At 50.6% G+C, this 21,531-nt stretch carries 24 protein-coding genes and 3 tRNA genes; 17 read left to right on the forward strand and 10 right to left on the reverse strand.

Annotated features, from left to right (window positions below):
• Window positions 1–211: hypothetical protein (locus tag P0Y67_RS19535; RefSeq protein WP_342393218.1), on the forward strand; the 211-nt coding region annotated here is incomplete at its 5' end.
• Window positions 212–309: 98 nt separating this feature from the next.
• On the opposite strand, the gene amrA is transcribed toward P0Y67_RS19535, so the two are convergent.
• Entirely contained in the window at window positions 310–924 is a 615-nt protein-coding gene (gene amrA, locus P0Y67_RS19540; RefSeq protein ID WP_342393232.1) for an AmmeMemoRadiSam system protein A, read from the reverse strand.
• Window positions 878–1,681: an AmmeMemoRadiSam system protein B gene (gene amrB, locus P0Y67_RS19545; RefSeq protein WP_342393219.1), complete on the reverse strand. Its 804-nt coding sequence runs from the start codon at window positions 1,679–1,681 to the stop codon at window positions 878–880. Before amrB ends, amrA begins: the two co-directional genes overlap by 47 nt.
• 193 nt (window positions 1,682–1,874) lie before the next feature.
• Here amrB and amrS point away from each other — a divergent pair, with 193 nt between their 5' ends.
• From amrS to gloA2, 5 genes are all read left to right on the forward strand, one after another.
• Entirely contained in the window at window positions 1,875–2,999 is a 1,125-nt protein-coding gene (gene amrS / locus P0Y67_RS19550; protein ID WP_342393220.1) for an AmmeMemoRadiSam system radical SAM enzyme, read from the forward strand.
• A gap of 99 nt (window positions 3,000–3,098) precedes the next feature.
• Window positions 3,099–3,398: a glutaredoxin domain-containing protein gene (locus P0Y67_RS19555; protein WP_027252587.1), complete on the forward strand. Its 300-nt coding sequence runs from the start codon at window positions 3,099–3,101 to the stop codon at window positions 3,396–3,398.
• A gap of 61 nt (window positions 3,399–3,459) precedes the next feature.
• Window positions 3,460–3,912 carry an OsmC family protein gene (locus P0Y67_RS19560; protein ID WP_161459787.1) on the forward strand — a complete coding sequence of 151 codons (453 nt, stop codon included), beginning with the start codon at window positions 3,460–3,462 and terminating at the stop codon, window positions 3,910–3,912.
• A complete protein-coding gene (locus P0Y67_RS19565; protein WP_342393221.1) occupies window positions 3,909–4,598 on the forward strand; it encodes an MOSC domain-containing protein in 690 nt (229 codons plus the stop codon). Before P0Y67_RS19560 ends, P0Y67_RS19565 begins: the two co-directional genes overlap by 4 nt.
• A complete protein-coding gene (gene gloA2 / locus P0Y67_RS19570; protein ID WP_027252584.1) occupies window positions 4,598–4,984 on the forward strand; it encodes an SMU1112c/YaeR family gloxylase I-like metalloprotein in 387 nt (128 codons plus the stop codon). Before P0Y67_RS19565 ends, gloA2 begins: the two co-directional genes overlap by 1 nt.
• Window positions 4,985–5,056: 72 nt before the next feature.
• Here the strand turns inward: gloA2 and P0Y67_RS19575 are convergent, their stop codons facing one another.
• From P0Y67_RS19575 to P0Y67_RS19585, 3 genes are all read right to left on the reverse strand, one after another.
• Window positions 5,057–5,257: a hypothetical protein gene (locus P0Y67_RS19575; protein ID WP_027252583.1), complete on the reverse strand. Its 201-nt coding sequence runs from the start codon at window positions 5,255–5,257 to the stop codon at window positions 5,057–5,059.
• A gap of 227 nt (window positions 5,258–5,484) precedes the next feature.
• Entirely contained in the window at window positions 5,485–6,120 is a 636-nt protein-coding gene (locus tag P0Y67_RS19580; protein WP_342393222.1) for a LysE family translocator, read from the reverse strand.
• 26 nt (window positions 6,121–6,146) lie between these two features.
• Window positions 6,147–6,803, reverse strand: coding sequence for an alanine--tRNA ligase-related protein (locus tag P0Y67_RS19585; protein WP_342393223.1), 657 nt, complete (start codon window positions 6,801–6,803; stop codon window positions 6,147–6,149).
• Window positions 6,804–6,916: 113 nt separating this feature from the next.
• Here P0Y67_RS19585 and P0Y67_RS19590 point away from each other — a divergent pair, with 113 nt between their 5' ends.
• Window positions 6,917–7,828: a LysR family transcriptional regulator gene (locus tag P0Y67_RS19590; protein WP_027252580.1), complete on the forward strand. Its 912-nt coding sequence runs from the start codon at window positions 6,917–6,919 to the stop codon at window positions 7,826–7,828.
• Window positions 7,829–7,921: 93 nt separating this feature from the next.
• Here the strand turns inward: P0Y67_RS19590 and P0Y67_RS19595 are convergent, their stop codons facing one another.
• On the reverse strand, window positions 7,922–9,196 hold the full coding sequence (locus P0Y67_RS19595) for an amino acid deaminase (RefSeq protein ID WP_342393224.1): 1,275 nt from the start codon (window positions 9,194–9,196) through the stop codon (window positions 7,922–7,924).
• A 169-nt stretch (window positions 9,197–9,365) separates the two neighbouring features.
• Between P0Y67_RS19595 and P0Y67_RS19600 the strand changes: the two genes are divergently transcribed.
• From P0Y67_RS19600 to P0Y67_RS19625, 6 genes are all read left to right on the forward strand, one after another.
• A complete protein-coding gene (locus P0Y67_RS19600; protein ID WP_161445005.1) occupies window positions 9,366–10,229 on the forward strand; it encodes an SIS domain-containing protein in 864 nt (287 codons plus the stop codon).
• A 61-nt stretch (window positions 10,230–10,290) separates the two neighbouring features.
• The gene (locus tag P0Y67_RS19605) at window positions 10,291–11,730 is read left to right on the forward strand and encodes an N-acyl-D-amino-acid deacylase family protein (RefSeq protein WP_342393225.1); all 1,440 of its coding nucleotides are present in this window, start codon (window positions 10,291–10,293) and stop codon (window positions 11,728–11,730) included.
• A gap of 43 nt (window positions 11,731–11,773) precedes the next feature.
• Complete coding sequence (locus tag P0Y67_RS19610) at window positions 11,774–12,166, forward strand: RidA family protein (RefSeq protein ID WP_027252576.1); 393 nt, start codon at window positions 11,774–11,776, stop codon at window positions 12,164–12,166.
• Window positions 12,167–12,388: 222 nt separating this feature from the next.
• Entirely contained in the window at window positions 12,389–13,879 is a 1,491-nt protein-coding gene (locus P0Y67_RS19615) for a sodium:solute symporter family protein (RefSeq protein ID WP_342393226.1), read from the forward strand.
• A gap of 193 nt (window positions 13,880–14,072) precedes the next feature.
• Complete coding sequence (locus tag P0Y67_RS19620) at window positions 14,073–14,966, forward strand: sugar kinase (RefSeq protein WP_446728858.1); 894 nt, start codon at window positions 14,073–14,075, stop codon at window positions 14,964–14,966.
• 14 nt (window positions 14,967–14,980) lie between these two features.
• Complete coding sequence (locus P0Y67_RS19625) at window positions 14,981–15,613, forward strand: bifunctional 4-hydroxy-2-oxoglutarate aldolase/2-dehydro-3-deoxy-phosphogluconate aldolase (RefSeq protein WP_342393228.1); 633 nt, start codon at window positions 14,981–14,983, stop codon at window positions 15,611–15,613.
• A 61-nt stretch (window positions 15,614–15,674) separates the two neighbouring features.
• Here the strand turns inward: P0Y67_RS19625 and P0Y67_RS19630 are convergent, their stop codons facing one another.
• Complete coding sequence (locus P0Y67_RS19630) at window positions 15,675–16,427, reverse strand: hypothetical protein (RefSeq protein WP_342393229.1); 753 nt, start codon at window positions 16,425–16,427, stop codon at window positions 15,675–15,677.
• A gap of 376 nt (window positions 16,428–16,803) precedes the next feature.
• Between P0Y67_RS19630 and P0Y67_RS19635 the strand changes: the two genes are divergently transcribed.
• The 3 genes from P0Y67_RS19635 to P0Y67_RS19645 all read left to right on the forward strand — a co-directional run bounded on the left by P0Y67_RS19635 (window position 16,804) and on the right by P0Y67_RS19645 (window position 17,176).
• Window positions 16,804–16,877 (forward strand) — tRNA-Cys (locus P0Y67_RS19635).
• A 3-nt stretch (window positions 16,878–16,880) separates the two neighbouring features.
• A tRNA-Gly gene (locus P0Y67_RS19640) sits at window positions 16,881–16,956 on the forward strand.
• 133 nt (window positions 16,957–17,089) lie between these two features.
• Window positions 17,090–17,176 (forward strand) — tRNA-Leu (locus P0Y67_RS19645).
• Window positions 17,177–17,997: 821 nt separating this feature from the next.
• Here the strand turns inward: P0Y67_RS19645 and P0Y67_RS19650 are convergent.
• From P0Y67_RS19650 to P0Y67_RS19660, 3 genes are all read right to left on the reverse strand, one after another.
• Entirely contained in the window at window positions 17,998–18,606 is a 609-nt protein-coding gene (locus P0Y67_RS19650; protein ID WP_120510477.1) for a MarC family protein, read from the reverse strand.
• A gap of 136 nt (window positions 18,607–18,742) precedes the next feature.
• Entirely contained in the window at window positions 18,743–19,186 is a 444-nt protein-coding gene (locus P0Y67_RS19655) for a phosphate-starvation-inducible PsiE family protein (RefSeq protein WP_120510478.1), read from the reverse strand.
• A 35-nt stretch (window positions 19,187–19,221) separates the two neighbouring features.
• Window positions 19,222–20,157: a universal stress protein gene (locus tag P0Y67_RS19660; protein WP_342393230.1), complete on the reverse strand. Its 936-nt coding sequence runs from the start codon at window positions 20,155–20,157 to the stop codon at window positions 19,222–19,224.
• A gap of 139 nt (window positions 20,158–20,296) precedes the next feature.
• Here P0Y67_RS19660 and P0Y67_RS19665 point away from each other — a divergent pair, with 139 nt between their 5' ends.
• A complete protein-coding gene (locus P0Y67_RS19665; protein ID WP_342393231.1) occupies window positions 20,297–21,226 on the forward strand; it encodes a LysR family transcriptional regulator in 930 nt (309 codons plus the stop codon).
• Window positions 21,227–21,531 lie beyond the last annotated feature (305 nt).

The raw sequence follows: 21,531 nt of genomic DNA on the forward strand, positions 1-21,531 counted from the left end.
TGTTTACCGCTGGGAAGCAGATTACAGCAGTACGTTTCAGGGGCAGACAATCAGCTCATCCGACTGGGGCGTCGATCCGTATCTGACAGCCGGGCTGGATTATCGCATCACTCAGGCATGGCGGGTCGGAGGTAAATTCAATCGTTATTTCATTGATATCAACGATGTCAGCCAGGTCACATTGACGCTGAGTTACCAGTTTGGGCCGTAGCCCGTCGCCGGAAATCATAGTCAGGTAAAACATAGCCAGAGAAACCCGATGCCGGCATGTGTCAGCATCGGGTGTGGTATCCGTTTGGCAAGGGCCGCTTATAGGAACTGGGAAAAATACTTCCCTTTGATTTGCGTCGTGGTGAAGGTTTTCACTCTGACATTGGGTGACCAGTGGTTGATCGGCCAGCCGGCTTTTTGCTTCAGTGCTTTGATAAAGGCAGCCGGTGCGGCCAGTTTATCCCATACCTGAGGTAAAAAGACCGCCTGCGAATGGTGCTCGGTCAGGATCACACCCACTTTGTGCTCTTCAAGATAGGCGATGAGCGCTTCTTCGGAATCGACCTGCAGCAGCTTAGGATCGGAAAGCACAGAAATCTCTATGGTCAGGCTGCTGAGCTGCTCTTCGGTCAGCGGCATGAAGCGTCTGTCCTGATAGGCGCTGTCTCTGGCTTTATTGTGCACTTCAAGTACCAGAGGCTCATTGGCGGTCACTGTTCCCAGGCAGCCCTGCAGTTCGCCGTCGACTTCCAGGGTGACAAAACACGCGCCGTTGGCGAGCAACTTGCGGTTGTATAAATCCAGTTGTGGTGGTCGCGGCAGTGCTTCAGAGAAATGGCTGCGAATGGCCTCTCTGGCAATATCCAGCAGTTGGGTCATTTCCCCTTTATTCAGGGCCGGTTTGGGTGGTGGCGGACACGAGGTAACTGACATATCCAACGACTCTCTCCTTATCTCCGGCTTCTGTGTCGCCGGAATTTTTGTATTCTATTTGTGTTAAGAAATAGCCTCTTTGCTTTGCCAGTAATAACAAGGTGTTGATCCCGGTTGAGCCGCAGGCTTGCTGCGGTGTCAGACTGGGGTCGAACGTTTCGATCACTTTCAGTGTGCGGTGATCGATATCCTGTGCATCTGCATAGGGGTGGTAATGGCTCAGATCACTGCTGATCACCAGCAGGGTGTCGTCCTGCCACAGGGGATCGATAATCTCTGCCAGCCGGGATGGTGCAATGCGGCTGGTCAGAACAGGCAGCAGGGTAAACGCAGAAAGGCAGCTTTGCAGGAAAGGTAACTGTACTTCCAGGCAATGCTCCAGCTCGTGTATGTGATCTGATAACTCAATATCATTCAAATGCGACAGCTTTTCAACACCTTGTAAGTCGATTTTGACTTCACCTAACGGTGTGGCGAAATACTGGTCAGCAGGCAGGGCGCAACCGTCAAACGCATAATGGTGGCTGGGGCCAATCAAAATCACTTTGCGATACGGGCTGTGCGCTTTTTTCAGCCAGCGAAAAGCCTTGGCAGCTACTTCGCCGGAGAACATATACCCCGCGTGCGGCACGATCAGCGCCCTTGGCATCAGCGCAGCGTCACAGGGTTCAGCAAACCATTGCTGAATCTGTTTTCTCAGCCCGAGCGGTGAAGCCTGATAAAACCGTCCAGCCACGGCGGGAGCGCGAATGGTCATTGTCTGGCCTTTGTCTTCGTTATTACTGCAACCAGGTAACGCACCGCTTGCAGGCAAGACCAGAGCGCCACCAACTATAGTTAAGTATAGGAAGGAATAATGACCGGGCTGTTACCAGAACTGTTACCTGGGCAGTTACCAGAACAGCGCCCGGAACCCTTGTCAGCAACCCAACCGGACAGAAATCACCGCCATGGCACAACGAACCCCGGCACCGACAGTGCAGATTGCAAAAGGAAACGGCTCAGCTGAAAGCTGGCCAACCGAATTCTGGCATCAGCTGGATGATGGCCGGGTGGTGTGTGACGTTTGCCCTCGGCACTGCCGGTTGCGTGAGGGTAAGCGCGGCGCCTGCTTTGTACGCATGGCGGAACATGGTCAGATAGTGCTGACCAGCTATGGGCGCTCAAGCGGTTTTTGTATTGATCCGATTGAGAAAAAGCCGCTGAATCATTTCTATCCCGGCAGCTCAGTGTTGTCGTTCGGCACGGCGGGCTGCAACCTGGGCTGTAAATTTTGTCAGAACTGGAGCATCAGCAAATCGCGTGAAATCGATACCTTAGGCGCAACGGCCATGCCGGAGCAGATTGCCCGGGCTGCCAAGGCGTACGGCTGTGATTCTATTGCCTTCACTTACAACGATCCTGTCATTTTCATGGAGTACGCCATGGATTGTGCGCAAGCCTGCCATGCTCATGGTATCCACAGCGTGGCGGTGAGTGCGGGCTATATTTGCGATGCGCCCCGGCAGGCGTTCTACCGCCAGATGGATGCCGCGAATATCGATCTGAAAGCCTTCACTGAGCACTTTTATCATAAAATCTGCAGCGGCCATCTGGCCCCTGTGCTCGATACTCTGTTATACCTGCGTCACGAAACCCGTGTGTGGTTTGAAATCACCACTTTGCTGATCCCGGGCGAGAATGACAGCTCGGCCGAAATCGCAGCAATGTCCCGCTGGCTGATGGATAACCTTGGCCCGGATGTGCCTTTACACTTCAGTGCCTTTCATCCTGATTTTAAAATGATGGATACGCCGCCGACACCGCCTGCCACTGTCCTGCAGGCCAGACGGATTGCGCTGGAAGCCGGTCTGCATTATGTCTATGTCGGTAATATGTTCGATCAGGCTGGCGACAGCACCTATTGCCCGGGTTGCGGCCAGCGGGTGATTTCACGCAACTGGTATGCACTGGGCGATTACAATCTGACCGAGAACGGCTGCTGCCAGCATTGCGGTTTTCATCTGGCAGGACGGTTTACGGCTTACCAGGGCAGCTTTGGTCGCAGAAGGATCCCAATTCAAATTCGTGCCTGAAAGCGGATAAAACCAACAAGCCGGGCACTGAGATTTTACTCCTGTGCTGCTTTGCATTATCTTACCGTTTTTCCCGGTACCAAACAGAGAACGTCCCGCATGACTATTGAAGAATTACACCAGTTTCAGAACCTGGTCATTACCCAACCAAACTGTCCTTACTGTGTGAGAGCAAAAGCTATCCTGGATGATCGCGGTACTGACTATACAACGCTGGTACTGGGGCAGCAGTTAGAAAAAACCGAGATGGTTGCTTTTATCGAGCAAGTGGCAAATACCACAGTACGCACTGTGCCGCAAATCATCCTGGACGGTAAATATATCGGGGGTCACGATGATCTGGTCGCTTTTTTAGAGCGGCAGGTTGAAGCCGATGCGCTTGGTGATTTCGAATTGTGATAAGCAAGGCTCCCGTTGGGAGCCTTTTCTTTATTGATTAACCATTCAGTAGGAGGTCGGTATGAGTTTTAACGTCAAAGTTGCCTGGCAGGGTAACAGTCAGCCGGGTGAAGAATTCAGCCGGGATCATCAGATCCAGTTTGGCAGCGGGCAATCTCTCAATGCTTCGTCAGCGCCGGATTTCAAAGGCAGTGCCGATAAAGTCAACCCGGAAGAAGGCCTGATGGCGGCTTTGTCTTCCTGCCACATGCTGACTTTCCTGGCCATTGCTCACCTCAAGCGATTGCCGGTTGCCAGCTATCAGGACAATGTCACGGCTGAACTGGGTAAGAACGACGCCGGAAAAACCAAAGTGGCCGCTATCGATCTCAACCCTGTCATCACTTTTGTCGACGGTGTAGAGGTATCACCTGAAGTGCTGGAAAAAATGCACCAGAAAGCGCACGACAACTGTTTTATTGCCAACAGCCTGAATACCACAGTCCGGCTGAATGGAAAGGAGTTCAGCCATTGATTCAGCTTGATACGGCCATAGCACTGGCAGGCCTGTACAGCGGTAAAGTGGCGCAAAGATACGGCATCAGAACCGCAATGGCCAAGCAGGCGGTCAGCGGCAAACTGTACCTCTCAGTAACCGGACTGGACGGCGATGAATGCGCCGAGCCTAAATTTCATGGCGGTACAGAAAGAGCGCTGCATCAGTATCCGCTGGAACATTATGCGTTCTGGCAGCAGCAGTTCCCGGACCGTGACTGGCCGGCACCCGGGGTGGGAGAGAACATCAGCACCCAGGGGATGACGGAAGAGAATGTGCGGCTGGGTGATCGCTACCAGTGGGGCGAGGCGGTGATAGAAATCAGCCAGCCCCGCTCTCCTTGCTTTAAGCTCAGCCGTCGCTGGGAACTGCCGGAGTTCTCTGCCGTCATGCAGCAGACAGGGCGTTGCGGCTGGCTGTACCGGGTGATTACACCGGGATATGTCAGCAGCGATGAACCTTTGGTGCTGATCAAGCAAGGAGAAGACAGGTTCACGGTGAAACGCGTGCTGGATTGGTATTTCAATGACCCGATGAATCTGGACAAACTGCGCATGCTGCAAGAGTGTGAGGCGCTGTCGGTCAGCTGGCGCAACACGGTTGAGAAACGCCTGAATACCGGTGAGCTTGAAAACTGGCATTTCCGCCTCAACGGAGCGGGCTGATGTTGAAAGGGATCCATCATACGGCGATCATCTGTTCCGATTATGCCAGATCGAAAGCGTTTTATGTCGATCTGCTCGGGCTGGATATCGTCTCTGAACATTACCGCGAAGCCCGTCAGTCCTGGAAGCTCGACTTAGCCCTGCCGGACGGCAGTCAGATTGAGCTGTTCTCTTTTCCCGACGCCCCGCCGAGGCCAAGTTATCCTGAAGCTCAGGGGCTCAGGCACCTTGCGTTTGCCGTTGAATCGGTAGAGGCCGCGGCACTATGGCTCAATGAGCAGGGCATTGCGACTGAAGCGGTTCGTATTGACGAACTGACAGGAAAAGCCTTTACGTTTTTCAGTGATCCGGATGGTTTGCCGCTGGAGCTGTATCAAGGCGAGTGAAGGGGCGTTTTTCAGTCATTAAGCACGGGCTACGCAGGTAGCCCGTTGTCTTGTCACGCAGTTTGCAGATGATTACGACAGGGCGTAGCCAATCAGGCTGGCAAAAATAATACAAGCCCCGCCAAAAACGCCGTATTCGACGCGCTTTTCAACGATACAATCTACTTCTTCTTTTTGAACGGTCAGCATGCTGAACAAGCAGCCTCCCGCCAGAGCAACGGCCAGCACGCCCAGACTGAACAGACCTGCCTGGACGAAATCAATAAACGCCATATCAATCCTCTTTTATGAGCCCAAGGTGTATGCATGCTTGTTGTTGGCCTTCCCGGCTGACAGCCAGTAACGGACGAACTGCACGTCTAATACCAACCGGAATATTACCCGGATTGGTCGTTATTTCGGGGCGAATGATACACCTTCTGACCGCGGGTGTAATCCCGGAGGATGTAATCAGGGGTGACAAAGCTGTAAAGACTAAGGGATTGTTTGTCTGCCGCTTTTCACACGACGGCCAGTCTTGCCGCGAAGGCAATCAGGACCACGCCTAAAGTACGCTCAATGATGTGCATCTGACGGTGAAACCACAGCCGGGCTTTTTCGGCGGAAAACAGCAGGCTGACCAGGACAAACCACAAGGCGGTAACGATGCACATCCAGACACCATAGAAAATCTGAATCGTCAGTGGTGTGTCCAGGCTGACCACATTGGTGATAATGGCCAGAAAAAACAGCGTGGCTTTCGGGTTGGTGGCATTGGTCAGAAAACCTATGCCAAACGCGCGACGCAGGGTCTGATGGCCTGATTCCGGTGTTGCATCGACTGCCGGGGCATCACTGGCGGCCGGTTTGCTGCGGCATAATTGCACACCGAGATACACAAGGTACGCGGCGCCCAGCAGTTTGGCGGCGATCAATAGCCACTCTGAGGTGTGCATAATGGCGCTGACGCCAAGCAAGGTATAGAGCACGTGCACCGACAGTCCCGCGCCGATACCGAAGGCGGTCACTATACCGTGTCGGCGGCCAAACCTGAGGCTCTGGCGTACTGTCATGACAAAATCGGGGCCGGGGGCGACAACGGCCATAAAATGGATCAGCGCCAGGGAAATAAATTCAGGCCAGTATTCATTTAACATCAGCAATATCCTTATGCTTGTTGGACTCAGCCCCTATCAGCAATCTGATAGCGAACCTGAAGCTTACCTTTTTTCAGCTTGGTTGAAACCTGTACATTGGCCGGGATCTCGCTGGTGGTCGCGACATGGGTGCCGCCGCAGGGCCAGGCCGTCAGATCACCGAAGCCAACCCAGCGTGTGCCATCTGCTTCTGTGTGCGAGCGGATGGGCAGATCGGCCGCAATCAGTCGGGTCAGGTGCTGTAATATAGTGTGTTCGTCCAGCTCGACAACATGATCACGGGGCGAAAATTCGACCCGGCACTCGTTAGGCCAGTGGTGTGCTTTCTCGGGCTGCCAGCCATTTTGCTGCCCGATATTGCCAATCAGGTGACCCAGACTGTGCAGTATGCTGTGGGTATTCCTGGGTTCTTTATCCATAGCAATGGTCACTATGCCGGTCGGTAACGGCTGGCTGATCACATGCTGGATAATGTCACCCGCTTTTTTGGTGTGCAGTACCTGCGCCCGTTCACCGCAATGGGTGGTAATGCGGCCTGTGTCGCCGGGCTGGCCACCGCCTTGCGGATGAAAGACGGTTTTGTCCAGCACGGCAATCCAATGCTCGCCGTCCTGAAAGCAGGCGAGTAACTCGGCCTCACAGTGAAGGGCATGTGAATCCAGGTATAAGGCTTGTGTTGTCATCTTGTGCTTCCCTGTCCGCTTGTCTGTCATCCATTGTAATAGTGGCTGCACTACATGATAATCCATCATCAATTCAAATAACTTTTGCGCAGAGCGCATTAATCAGAGGCGGCATGAGCAGTAACAAACACATTGGCTTAATGCAGGATATGGCGATTTTTGTGTCTGTGGTGAAAACCGGCAGCTTTTCCGAGTCCGCCAGGCTGCTGGGCGTGTCGCCTTCTGCGGTCAGTCGCGCCATCAAGCAGCTGGAGCAGCAACTGGGGGTGTGCTTGTTGCAGCGCACCACGCGCAAACTGCGGTTGAGTGAAACTGGCCGGACAGTGTACGAGCGTTGCCTGCAGCTGGATGACACCGCAAGAGAGGTGTTAGCACTTTGCGAAAGCCAGGACAGCTCAGCCCGCGGTGTGGTGAAAGTGGCCGCGCCCAAAGCCGTTGCGCATTCGCTGATTCATCCTTATGTGGCGGAGTTTCTCAGTTTGTATCCGGACATTGATGTGCACCTGGTGCTGGATGATCAGGCGCTGGATCTGATTGAGCAGGAGATTGATATCCTGTTCAGAATTACCCGCCAGCCGCCGCAGGGACTGATAGGGCGCAGCCTGATGCCGATCGATCATGTGCTTTGCGCGTCACCGGATTATCTCAGTCGCAGAGGGACGCCGACCCACCCCAAAGCGCTGACGCAGCACAGCTGTATTTCGCTGGGTGAAAACGATGCAGACTCAAAATGGCGCTTCAGGCAGGGCGAAAGCCGGCTGACTGTGCCTGTGACCGGTCGCTACCGGGCCAACCATTCCCGTGTGCGGCTGGAAGCGGCAGAGCAGGGCATCGGTATTGCCAGCCTGCCGGTGTTTGTGGCAGAAGCGGGCATCGCCAATGGCAGCATTATACAGGTCTTGCCGGATTGGGAATTTGAAACCGCCTACACAGGCGATTTGTGGATGCTGTACCCGGCAACGCGCCATATTCCGGCCAAAGTCAGCCTGTTTGCCGACTATATTGTGGGTAAATTAGGCCGCTGAGTGTGTGCGGATGCAGTGTGCCATTACCGGCACAGGCATCACGGAAAAACAGCCACCCGAGGGCGGCTGCAGCATCATGGTCTGAAACCGTGATCAGAAGCGGGTATCCACGAAATGCGTCACTGTATCTGTATCATCGGCAACACAGATGTAACGCCACTTGTCGAAGGTCAGGCAGGGATGCGAGGTTGAGAACACCAGAATGTCGCCGACTTTGAGATCGCAACCGGCCGGCACATTGACAAAGGTATGCTGATCCATGATCGCGGTGGCTTCCAGTCCCTGCACATTCAGCGGCTGGCCGTTGCGGAATCCGCGTTCAACCAGAGGCAGCCCGGCATCAAAAGCCACATCCCGTTTCCCCATACCGATCACGGCTTTACAGGCCTCAGGCACAGACAATACATAGGCCCACAGCTCAAGGGCAGACTCCAGATCGCCGCCCAGTTCACAGGCGTAGCCCTGATTGTGTTTCGCCCGGGACATCACCTGTTGCTGAGCATCCTGATAAATACCTGTGTCGTGGATCAGATAGCAACCCGGACGTATGATGGCATTTAAGTGCGGATGGCATGAAAACTCATCAGCCACTATGTCGTACCAGGCAGAACCTGCCCCTGTGACAATCGGGCTGTCGACTGTGATCAGTTTTTTCTCGGCCAGTTGCTCGACCAGCATTACGGCATCGCGCAGAAATAACCGGATCTTATCTTCAGCATCCGCACCGTGGATCACACCTTCGTAAACCTCCAGCCCGTGCAAAGTCAGGCCTTTGGCGGCCTGAATGAAGCCGGCCAGTGTCTCGACTTCTTCGTGATTACGGCACCCGCATCGCCCGCCAGGTACACCGTATTCAATCAGCACATTCAGCGTGAGCGACGCTTCTGAAAAGAAGTGGCTCAGTTGAGCGGCATTTTCACAGGAGTCGACACAGCAGTAAAATTGCGCGCCGTGCTGGCGCATCAGCCGGGCAATCAGTGCCATGTTGGCTTTGCCGACCAGCTGATTGGCCATCAGAATGTGTCTGGCGCCCGCCACTGCCGCTGTCTCGGCCTGCGCGGGAGTGGCCACAGTGATTCCCCAGGCTCCGGCTTCCAGCTGCTCTGAAAACAGCGCCGGTGTCATTGTGGTTTTACCGTGCGGCGACAATTTCACCTGGTGATGGTTGGCGAACTGCTGCATCCAGTTCAGGTTATTGTTGATAGCCGATTTGCGGATCACGGCAGCAGGCAGGCAGATCTCCTCGTTAATCAGGCTGTATTGACCGTCACTTTTTTCGTCTACCCACACACCTTTGGTGCCTGCAGGAAAGTTTTTGTGATCGAATTCTTGGTATTTACTAACATGCTTTTTGTTTGCTTGAGGCATTGGTTATTCTCCTAACATAGCCTTTAGGCCTTGCCACGTATGACTTGTGGCGCATTGATAGTATTCCTGGTGTTAGAAACTATCAAACAATACGAGATAAATTGTGCGGTTTCTCACTGTTTGTTGCCGCCCGTCTTACTAGTATTCACCCCATAGAGGAAAGGCAGCCGTGACCATTGAAGTGGACATAGTGTCCAGAATTACAGAGTGCTTCCCTCAATTAAGAGAAGCAGAAAAAAAAGTCGCCCGCCTGGTGATGGACGATTTAAGTGGTGCAGCGTCAGCCAGCATCACAGAACTGGCTGAAGAAGCCGGTGTCAGCGAAGCCACGATCACCCGTTTTGCTAAAGCGGTGGGTTGTAAAAATGTGCGCGACCTGAAAATGAAGCTGGCCCAGTCGCTGGCGGTAGGGCAAAGATTCATCCATGAAAGCCCGGATGAGTCGGGGATCCAGGGGGTGTACGAGTCGATTAAGAACGTCATCAACATCAACCGCAAAATAGTGAACGAGGCAGATGTCGCCCGCGCCGTTGAGATGCTGCTTAATGCGCGTCAGGTTTTGTCCATCGGGATGGGGGGCGGCTCTACCATCATGTCGCAGGAGCTGCAGTTTCGCTTGTTCCGTATTGGCTTTGCCGTCAGTGCTTACAACGATGGGCTGTTAGCCCGGATGGTGGCCTCAACGGCCGACAGCAAAGATGTGATGGTTGCGCTGTCAGTTACAGGTTACACGGCTGAAGTGGTTGAACCGGCGTCGATTGCCAAACAGTACGGGCTGAAGGTGATTGCGATCACCGCACCGGATTCACCGCTGGCAAAGGTCAGTGATGTGGTGCTGCCGCTGGTCACGGATGAAACCGACTTCATTTATAAGCCCTCGGCCTCGCGGTACGCCATGATGGCACTGATTGATGTGCTGTCGACCGAACTGGCACTGAGCCAGAAGCGTCGTTCCCGCGACAGGCTGCGCCGGCTGAAACTGGCGTTAGACAGCCACAGGGGCGGTGATGATCGCCAGCCGTTGGGAGACTAGTCCGCCTGCCTGAGTTATCCCGGCATGGTGGTATCCAAGCATACAAAGAGAAGGAAAACGCATGCATTTTGAGACCGTATTCCGCCATGTCACCATCGTTGACGGCACAGGTGCCGAGGCATATCTGGCTGATCTGGCCGTCAAGGATGGCCGCATTGCCGCCATTGGAGATTTAGCGGGCAGTGAAGCGGCGCAGATCATTGATGGTCAGCATCTGGCCCTGTCTCCGGGTTTCATTGATGTCCATACCCATGACGACACCAATGTCATTCGTTTTCCCGACTGTCAGCCCAAGATTAGCCAGGGTGTCACCACTGTGATTGTCGGTAACTGCGGCATCAGTGCTTCGCCTGCGATTCTGGCCGGGGATCCGCCCGATCCCATGAACCTGCTGGGCAAACAACAGGACTTTAAGTACCCGACATTTGCCGCTTACGCAGACGCTGTTCGTCAGGCGCAGCCGGCCGTTAATGTGGCGGCGCTGGTCGGCCACACCACATTGCGTAATAACGTGATGGATGATTTGTACCGCGCTGCCAGCAAGCAGGAAATTTCGGCAATGAAAGCACAGTTAAAGCAGGCGATGGCAGACGGTGCGTTAGGGCTGAGCTCTGGTCTGGCTTATGCCTCGGCCAAGCAGGCACCGACGGAAGAAGTGATGGCACTGGCGGAAGAACTGGCGGCATTTGGTGGTATTTATACCACCCACATGCGCACTGAGTTTGAGCAGATCCTTGATGCCATGGATGAAGCGTTCCGTACCGGCCAGCACGCTAAAGTGCCTGTGGTGATTTCGCATCTGAAATGTGCCGGTGCCGGTAACTGGGGCCGGACGGTCGAAGTGCTGGAGCGAATGGAATCGGCCGCTCAGCGCCAGGATGTTGCCTGCGATTGCTATCCGTATTCCGCCAGTTCATCAACCCTGGATCTGAATCAGGTCACGGATGAGTTCGACATCTTTATTACCTGGTCAGAAAAGCACCCGCAATACGCTGGCACCATGCTCAAAGACATTGCCAGTGACATGGGCCTGCCGCTGATGGAGGCGGCCAAAGCCCTGCAACCTGCCGGTGCCGTATATCACTGTATGGATGAAGCCGATGTTGAGCGTGTACTGAAATATCGCCTGACCATGGTGGGTTCAGACGGTCTGCCCAATGATCCACACCCGCATCCGCGCTTGTGGGGCGCATTCCCCCGCGTGCTGGGTTATTACAGCAGAGAGCGCAAGCTGTTCTCGCTTGAGCAGGCGGTACACAAAATGACAGGCATGTCGGCAAAGCGTTTCGGCCTGCAAGACCGCGGCGTGATTGCGCAAGGCGCTCATGCTGATCTGGTGCTGTTTAACCCGAACACCATTAAAGATGCGGCCAGTTTCGAAAACCCGATTGCCGCCGCAGAAGGCATTGAGCTGGTGATGGTGAACGGACAGATAAGTTACCGGCAGGGCCGGGTCAGCCCGCAACGTCATGGCCGTTTTCTGACCAGACAACAATCCTGACTCACACCGAATTTTTAGCAGTGAACATTAGTGGAGAACAATTATGACGATCATTCGTTATGGCGTAGAAGGCGGAACAGGAACCGGCGGTCAGCATCTGCCATTTGCACGTGCAACCCAGGCGGGCGGATTTTTGTATGTGTCCGGGCAGACGCCGATGACAGACGGCGAAGTGGTTGAAGGCGGCATTGTTGATCAGTCGCGTCTGGCGATTCAGAACTGTGTCGATATCATGACAGAAGCCGGTTACGGCCTGGAAGATGTGGTGCATGTGAAAGTGGTGCTGACCGATTCACGCTATTTCCAGTCTTTCAATAAAGTCTTCAAAGAGTTTTTTGGTGAGCATCCGCCGGCGCGTATCTGCATGGTGTGCGATCTGGTGGTCGATGTGAAAGTCGAAGTGGATGTCACTTGCTACCGTGAAGATCGCCGTTAATTGGCTGAGCTTTATCGGAAACGCTGAAGCCTGAAATAGCGCAAGAACAATCACTCTGAGCTGGAATATATCAGACGGAGATAGTAGAAAAAGGGCTGGCAATGCACCAGCCCATAAAAAGCAAATTACTGAAATGAAAGCTCAATTCAGTAATACATGGGATAACCAAGCAGGTTTATCCCCAAGCAAATAAAAGCAATGACGGATTATAAGAGGTATGGAATGAACAGTACACTCTTTCTCACCGGATTCGGTGCATATGTGGTGTTTATGATCTGGCTGGGATGGTTTGTGTCCCGCTCGCAGAAATCGGGTGAAGATTTCCTGCTTGGCGGACGCGGTCTCCCTTTATTCCTGATGTTAGGGACAACAGTGGCGACTATGGTCGGTACCGGTTCCAGTATGGGGGCCGTGGGTTTCGGCTATAACAATGGCTGGGCCGGTGCGCTTTACGGTATCGGCGGTGCGTTGGGTATCCTGCTGCTCGCCTGGTGGTTTGCGCCGGTGCGCAAGCTGAACTTCATGACCATGAGCGAAGAACTGGCTTACTACGTGGGTGCTAACAAAGCGGTCAAAAACGTGGTCGGATTGCTGATCTTTATCGCTTGTATCGGCTGGCTCGGCGCCCATATTCTGGGTGGCGGTCTGTATCTGGCCTGGATTGCCGATATCGACCTGAACACCGCTAAAATCATTATCGCCGCCGCCTTTACGATTTATGTGGTGATTGGCGGTTACACAGCCGTGGTGTGGACAGATACCATTCAGGCCGTCATTTTGTTTGCCGGTTTTATTCTGATGGCGGTGCTGTCGGTCAATCAGATCGGCGGGCTGGAAAACCTGTACGCTGCCATGGATCCTGCCGCTGTCAGCCTGTTGGGTATTGATAAACTGGGCGGTCTGCCAGCGCTGTCTCTGGCCACTGTGGTGGGTGTGGGTATCTTAGCCACACCGTCTTTCCGCCAGCGTATTTACTCCGGCAAAAATGTGTCTACCATCCGACGCTCTTTCGTGATGTCCGGTGTGCTGTATCTGTTTTTCTCTATCATTCCGGCCATCATTGGTATGTCAGCCCATGCGATCAATCCCGAGCTGAATAACGCCAATTATGCCTTTCCGTACATTGCGGCCACGGTATTGCCAGTGGGTATCGGCATGGTCGTGCTGATTGCCGGTCTGTCAGCCACCATGTCCAGCGCCAGCTCGGATGCCATTGCCGGGGTGTCTATCTTGCTGCGCGATGTCTTCATTCTGTTCTCCGGCAAAGTGCCATCCAAAGACAAAATGGTGTTGTACTCCCGCCTGTCGCTGGTGATTGTGATTGGCATGGCGTTGCTGTTTGCCCTGACATCGAATGACATTATCGGCTATATCACCAAAATGATTTCCACCGTGATGTCAGGCATGTTTGTCTGCGGCATGCTGGGACGCTTCTGGCAACGTTACACCTGGCAGGGCGCGCTGGCGACACTGGCTGGTGCATCGGCAGCCTCCTTTGCCATTATCCTGAATGCCGAGTGGGGTGCTTACTGGGGCAATCCCTGTATCCCTTCTGTGATCACAGCGCTGGCCGCTGGTGTTGCCGTCAGCCTGGTCACACCTGCCAACAAGGTCACGCCAGCTCAGGCGAAAGCCATTCTGGATGCAGAGCGTGAAGCGATGGAAAACACTGTTCAGAAGGACATCGGTACGCAAGCAGCTTGTGCAAAATAATTAGCTGAAACTTGTAAAAATGCAGGTCTTTGTGATGAACCAAGGCCTGCATCATGAATTAGGCTTTAATTAGAAGCGGTTAACCTTTGCTGTTGGTGTCGGTAAGCAGTACTCAACGCAAAAAGTTTACCGGCTCTAGTGTTCAATCTCATTGAAGGGTACCAGTGTGAAAATCGCATTTTTTGGTGAATGTATGGTCGAGTTAAGCGGCCAGCCATTGCGTCGTACGTTTGGGGGAGACACCTTAAATACGGCGCTGTATCTGTCGCGTTTAGGGCGTTCCCGCCGACTGGATGTCAGCTATGCGACTGCGCTCGGAAAAGACAATATCAGTCAGGATATGTTGTCTGCCTGGCAGGAAGAATATATAGATACGCGGCTGGTGCGACGTCTGGAAGACAAGTTACCCGGTTTGTATCTGGTTGAAACCGAACCGAATGGCGAGCGTCATTTTCATTACTGGCGCAATGACAGTGCGGCGAAGTTTTATTTCGCCTCAGAGGTGACGCCATTGGAAAAGTCAATTGTAAACAAAGAGTTTGATGTGTTTTATATCAGTGGTATCAGTCTGGCCATTCTGGCTGAAGAAGCCAAAGCCATTCTGATCACCTTACTGGAAAAGCACAAAGCCAACGGCGGCAAAGTCGTCTTCGATAATAACTTCCGTCCGCAGCTGTGGACGGCGAAACAGGCACAGTACTGGTACAAACAGGTGCTGCCTTTTGTTGATATTGCCCTGATCACAGAAGATGATGACCACAAAGTGTGGGGCCAGAGTGATGTGATCGAACGGTGCCGCGATCTGGGCTGCCATGAGGTGGTCATCAAACGCGGCGCTGCGCCCTGTGTGGTGGTGACCGGTTTGCAAAACCATCAGCCCGAAGCCTGTGAAGTGGCGGCCAATCCGGTCGACAATGTGGTGGACACCTGTGCTGCCGGCGATTCATTCGCCGCCGGATACCTGGCGGGACGCTTAAGTGGGCAAACCGCCAGCGTTGCTGCCGAACTGGGCCATCAACTGGCCGCCATCGTCATTCAACACCCAGGCGCCATTATTCCGCCTGAAGCTATGACAGACATTATGTAAGGAGCTAGAAGTTAATGTCTCAATCCCTGATTGAAAAACTGAAACAATTTAAAGTCATTCCTGTTATTCAGATCAACCGTGTTGAGCAGGCAGTGCCGCTGGCGAAAACCCTGGTAGAAAATGGCCTGCCGGTGGCGGAAGTGACTTTTCGTACCGACGCCGCGGCGGAAGCGATCCGTCTGATGCATCAAGCGTATCCGTCGCTGTGTATTGGTGCCGGCACTGTGTTGAATGCCGAGCAGGTTGATCGCGCGCAGGAAGCCGGCGCAGAGTTTATTGTGGCACCGGGTCTGAACCCGAACACGGTTCGCTATTGTCAGGAGAAAGGCATTGCTGTGGTGCCGGGCGTGAATAACCCAAGCCAGATTGAACAGGCGCTGGAGCTGGGGCTGAATTTTCTGAAATTCTTCCCGGCAGAAGCGTCTGGTGGTATCAACATGGTGAAATCCCTGCTGGCACCTTATGTTGATGTCAGCCTGATGCCAACCGGCGGGATCAGCAAAGCGAACGTTCGCGATTACCTGGCCGTTGATCGTGTGCTTTGTTGCGGCGGAACCTGGATGGTGTCACCGGCACTGATCGACAACGGCGACTGGGATGAGATCGGTCGTCTGGTGCGCGAAGCCGTCGAGCTGGTTCGCGACTAAGTCACGACTTTCATTCTTGTTTGAGTTGTGTGCCACTCCGTGAACGGGGTGGCATTTTTTGTTATGTTGCCGATCCTGATGAATCGAAGCGGCACTGTGTCAGATGCCCTTTGGTATCAAACACCAGGGCTAAGTTATCTGTCTGGCTCTGGGAGAACTGGGCCATACAAGTGTTTTTGGCCCATTGTGTCTGACTCTTTTCGCCGGTACTGATGACCACATCTACGCCCTGAATGGCTTGCAGCAAGGCCGGTGAAGCACTGGCCGGATACTGGCTCAATAGTACGATATTATGTATGCCTTTGATTTGCAGACGGTCGACACTGTTGCGCAGTAACTCAAGATCCTGCTCTTGTAAGCTATTCGTTTGATCATGATACGGATTAATTAACGCCAGATAAGCCACCTGCGTATTGCCATACCAGCGAATCAGCGCGTCCGCCCGGCCTTTATAACGGTTATAGGCATACACGCCTGTCTCGCTCTGCTTCAGCCCAAAATCAATGTTGCTCGCCAATACCGGATAATTTGCCTGCGGCAGCAGGTTCACCGAATCTTTGTATTCCCGCGTCTCAGAAGTAATGGCTGTGATATAGGAAAACGGCTGACGCTCCACATTCGGATTTTGCGCGGAATAAAAGGTGATGCCTTCACGGCTTGGCAGGGTGACATGATCAAGATCAGCCTGACTTGGCGAAGGCGGCAACTGAGTCAGAAAGCGAACCTGCAGATGAGCGCTATCCTGCAGGCTGGGCGTGCAGCCTGCCAGCAAGGAACCCATCAGAAGAAAAAGGCAAAGGATGAAACGGCGCATAACAATATCGGAATGTGATCTGGGTCGCTATTTTCTGCTTTTTGCAAGGAAATGACAAGAGGCCAGGTGACATGGTGTAAGAGCGGGTGGCAGAAAAATCGCTAAATTAGCAAAAAAACAGACGACTGCTTTTACCTGTAAAAGAGGCTAACTCCCTCTTGTAGCGCTGAAAACTCAGCCTGAGGCCATACGCCATCGGGCAAAAAACGAGAAGAAAGACAGGTTTTGAACGCAAAATAATCACTCAGTTCAAAATGATGAATTTTGCAGTTGACTCGATCTCTCCATTGCGTAGAATGCATCCCGTACCGCAACGGAGGCTAACGACGAAGCGGTCATGGTAATAAACGATAACCGAATCGGTTCATCAGTTTAAGGCGCGTTGGCAGAGTGGCTATGCAGCGGATTGCAAATCCGTGTACCTCGGTTCGACTCCGGGACGCGCCTCCATTTGCGACACTAGCTCAGTTGGTAGAGCGCAACCTTGCCAAGGTTGAGGTCACGAGTTCGAACCTCGTGTGTCGCTCCAAATTTTATAGCGATTTGATTGACCACGAGGAACCTCGTGCCTGAATCCAGTCGAGACGCTCCAAATTTCAAATCACAACGATAACTTTCGGTGTGAAAGATGGTGTCTAACCCATCGCAATCCAGAATTGCGTGCCCTGGTGGTGAAATTGGTAGACACAAGGGATTTAAAATCCCTCGACGTTCGCGTTGTGCCGGTTCAAGTCCGGCCCGGGGCACCATCAAAATCAACGGCTTACAGGCTAACGCTTGTAAGCCGTTTTTATTTTCCGAATGTTTTCCGAATATCTTTTCCGAATATAAATCAGTCTTTCTGCTTGGACGCATTAGCTTTGCTAATGGTTTTGACGACCTTAATCCTGCGATCATAAGTGGCAACCTGACGTTCAGTTTTATGGCCGGAGAATGCCTGTTTCTCTTTTGAGCTGCCTTCATAATCACTGATGTATCTTCACATTCCTTTACCGCTTTGTGTCGTTCTGAAGAGCACACCTTAATTTTTTCAAACCCGTTCTGCCTTGTCCTAAAAAATGCCTTCTTGGCGCAGTTCGCTTTCGTTAAATTCAACACGTCACAGCAACAATCTGTTGCTTCGCAATTTGGCTTAGGAAACAAGCATGCTTTATCATCCGCTGAGCTTGGCTGGTGGGCCGTCAGGCATGAAGTCTATTCACAGTTGCCAGATACCTTCATGGATGACGTTTTTAAGCGAGAAGAAGCACACAAACGAATAGGGTTAGGGTAAAGCGCTCGACCAATGCCAGATACACCGAACTGACGGCTGATGTTGTTGAAAGATTGGAAAATTCCACGACCTGTTCACCTGCCTATGCTGCTGGCCAATGAACATCAGAAGTTCCACTACAAAGCCAGGGAGCAGCAGCATGGCCCGCAGTTGGGGTATGTGAAAGAAACAATAAAAAAGCTTTACAGGTTGGAGCCGTTGTATGAATCAACTAGGTTGAGTGGGCTGATACTTTCTGAGTTATTAGGCTGTTGCTATGTTTTTTTGGGTTGAATAATTTAAAGAGCGCATTATTTACTAAATTCCAAAATATGTCTCTATTCCTGATAATAGATTCGTCATCGCAACAGATGCAAGGATTAATCCCATCACTCTACTGATAACTGTTGCACCACTTCGGCCGATGATTTTATTTATTTTTCCAGCTAAAATCATCATTATAAATGTGATGAAAAGGACTGTAAGTAGCACAATAAATGTTTGAGCTTGTTCAATAAAGCTGAAGCGCGCATTTTCAGTTAACAGTACTGCGGTAAGCATTGCACCTGGACTGGCAATTGATGGGACGGCTAAAGGGAATATGGCTCTCTCGTGATGATCAGTAACTAACCGTATTTCTTCATCAGGCTTACTTTCACCAAATATCATTGTGAGTGAAAAAATGAATAGAACGATACCTCCAGAGATTTGAAATGCTGAAAGCGGTATCGACATGACTGTTAAAATAAATTCTCCAGCCAGAATAAAAAACAAGAGAATTCCTGCTGCTGCAATTGTAGCATTGATAGCAATCCGTAATTTTAATTTATCATCAATTTGACGTGTCGCAGCGATAAAAACTGGAATCGTTCCTATTGGATCTACAACAGCAAAGAATGCGATAAAAGTAGCAAAAATATCAATCATGGCATATTCCAACATGTTGGGGTCGGACTATTTTTATGGTTTAAAATCACACTAATCTGAATGTCAGTGAATTTGATAACAATACTACGTTTAGAGGCGATAATTTCGCCTCTGGTGAATGGGGTAATTCAGGACATTAATCATCCATATGGCTTTGTCTCGGAAGTTGATGAATTAGCCAATATCCTATACTCATGCTAAGTGCTACGGCTGAAATAGCGAATAGATAAATCGCTTCCATTTGTTCCACATCAATGATAATTACTTTTCGTGAAATTGCCATTAATGCCGTTGCCATGACAATTTTGACATGGATGACATTTTCCCTAAGATAAATTGTAATGTTAATAAATATTTCTATGGCAATTAGGACTGCCATAAATGCACCAAAAGTTGCCAACATATCGGAGATCGTCAGGATATAGACTGGTGGTGTTATAATGCGTTGATAAAGTATCCAGGCTACATCAAGTACCCCCATGAAAATCACGAATACCATGAGGATAGACAACGTTCTTACCGACCAGTGAATGACTTTTTCCAATCTTTTGGATAGTTTGTCATCATTATCTATTTTCATAACGCCTCCATTAGACGTTCAACCCCCACAGATTTCTAGCCAAGCACGGGAGAGTGAAACTCATTTGGTTTAAGAGTTAAAACTGAGCAACTAAGTTGATCCAGCATTGACTCCGCTGTATTGCCTATCAGAAAACCGGCAATTCCAGCTCGAGCTAGCGACCCCATTATCACCATGTCGATAGATTCTTTATCAATAAATGATGGAATTATTTGTTTTGCATCGCCCTCTAACAGCTTTATTTTCCGCTTCACCAAGTTGTTTTCATAAGGCTTCAGTAGTGATTTCATGCGCCCAGCATGATCCTCTCTCATTTTTTTAGCCAAGAGTGCAACATCTAATTGACTGTAACCACTCCACTTGCGTAAGAAACCTTCGGTATCAAGTCGCCAAGCATGTATCAATATCAACTCAGCATCGGTCAGGGAGCAAAACTCCATGGATAATGACAAGATTTTTTCGTTGAACTGGACCTGTTCTTGATTGGATACATCGACGGCTACTCCGACTCGACGTATAGCCATTGGCTTCATGCTGCATGACCAGATTGGTATATCTGATTTGCGCATGAGATGCCGTGTAGTACTGCCATATTGGCAGGGTTTAGATTTCTTCTTTCTATGTGTATCAATAACAATCAAACTTGACTGTACTTCATGAGCTGCTTTTATGATCTCTATAAAGGGAACACCAATCTTGATAAGTGTTGCGAACTTGATGCTTGGATATTGAGCCCGGAAGGCATGAACATGGTGTTTAAGCGACTGGTGATAGAACTTGGTCGCATTGTCCAGTAAGCCTAATGTGGTGCCGGTATAATGAGATATCTCAATGTACTCATCTAGACCTTCAATCACAGTAAGCAAGGTAACATTGGCTGAGTTTTCATTAGCAAAGTACAGAACTTCCTTAAAGGATTCATCAAGTTGCTGATCTGGCGCGATGGGAAGTAGGAGGTGGCGAAAGTTCATAGCGATTCTCCTCAATACTAGGGTGGTTAGTGTTTCTTGAGGAGGATAATGACCTAGAACAAATATTAATTATAATTAAATAAACACATGCGTTGTATAGACATTCATCTATGGGTCGATACGTTGGAGGGTGGCAGTTATGGCTCAGCACCTGAGAAACAGATTGAATAGCATTAGGCCTTTACGCGTTTTTAGTCATGTTTATGAACTCGGTTCTGTAACACTTGCAGCCCAAGCGCTCAGTCTTACTCAACCTACAGTATCAATCCAATTGAGACAGCTCACAGAAGTCATTGGCTCTCCGCTGTATCAAATGAGAGGAAAGCACATCATATTCACTGAAGCTGGGCATGCCGTGGCTCGTTACTGTCAAAGAATAACCTCTGCTACAGATGACCTAGAGTCTGAACTTGCTGATCTAGGGGATTTAAAGGCCGGTACTTTACGTGTAGCTGTTGTAACATCGGCAAAATATTTCACCCCTCACCTGTTAGGCGATTTTTGTCAAAAATACCCTTTAATAGATATCGTTCTAAAAGTTGGAAACAGAGATACTATACTGAGTCGTTACGAACAAGGTTTAGATGATGTTTACTTGTTTAGTCATCTTGAAAGTGAAATGAATGAGTCAGCGATTAGGTTTTTGCCAAATTTACTTTATCCAGTGGCTCACATCGATCATCCTCTTTCACAAAAGAAAGAAATTTCAATCAATGAGTTTTTAACTTATCCGATCTTAGCAAGAGAACCAGGATCTGGAACTCGATTTGCTATTGAAAGTCATCTGAGAAAAATGAACTTATCATTTAAACCAAAGCTGGTTATAGAGAGTAACGAAGCAATTAAACACTGTGTTCTTGCAGAAATGGGACTGGCTATTCTCTCTCAGTATGCACTTTATTATGAGCCAAATGATAATATCACCTACTTACCGGTGGAAACATTTCCCATTGAAACCTACTGGCATATTGTTAAATCACCAATGAAAATTCAAACGCCGTTGTCTAAAGTTTTTACTCGGCATTTGTTAGATGAGAAAATAATTTATAATAAATTGTTGCCATCATGAATTTGTGGCGATTGATGAAACTATAATAGAGTGTTTAATATATTTTCATCCTACATTTAAGTGTGTTCTCCACTAGACGGTGAAGGATGATAAAGTTAATTACGCTACATTATTAAACCTTGGTTTATATTGGTGTCAGCTTGGGGTCCAACTATAGTTTTGGGATGATTTTCATTCATCCATAACTGAGGCTAGCAACATGATCTGATCCAATACTTTTGGACACCTCGTTAAGTGAGTAAAATGACTTATCGAGGTGAATATGACAACCAAAAAGACCCGCAAGACCTATACCGCTGAATTCA

Source organism: Photobacterium sp. SP02 (genome assembly GCF_038519165.1).
GTDB classification, from domain to species: Bacteria; Pseudomonadota; Gammaproteobacteria; order Enterobacterales; family Vibrionaceae; genus Photobacterium; species Photobacterium halotolerans.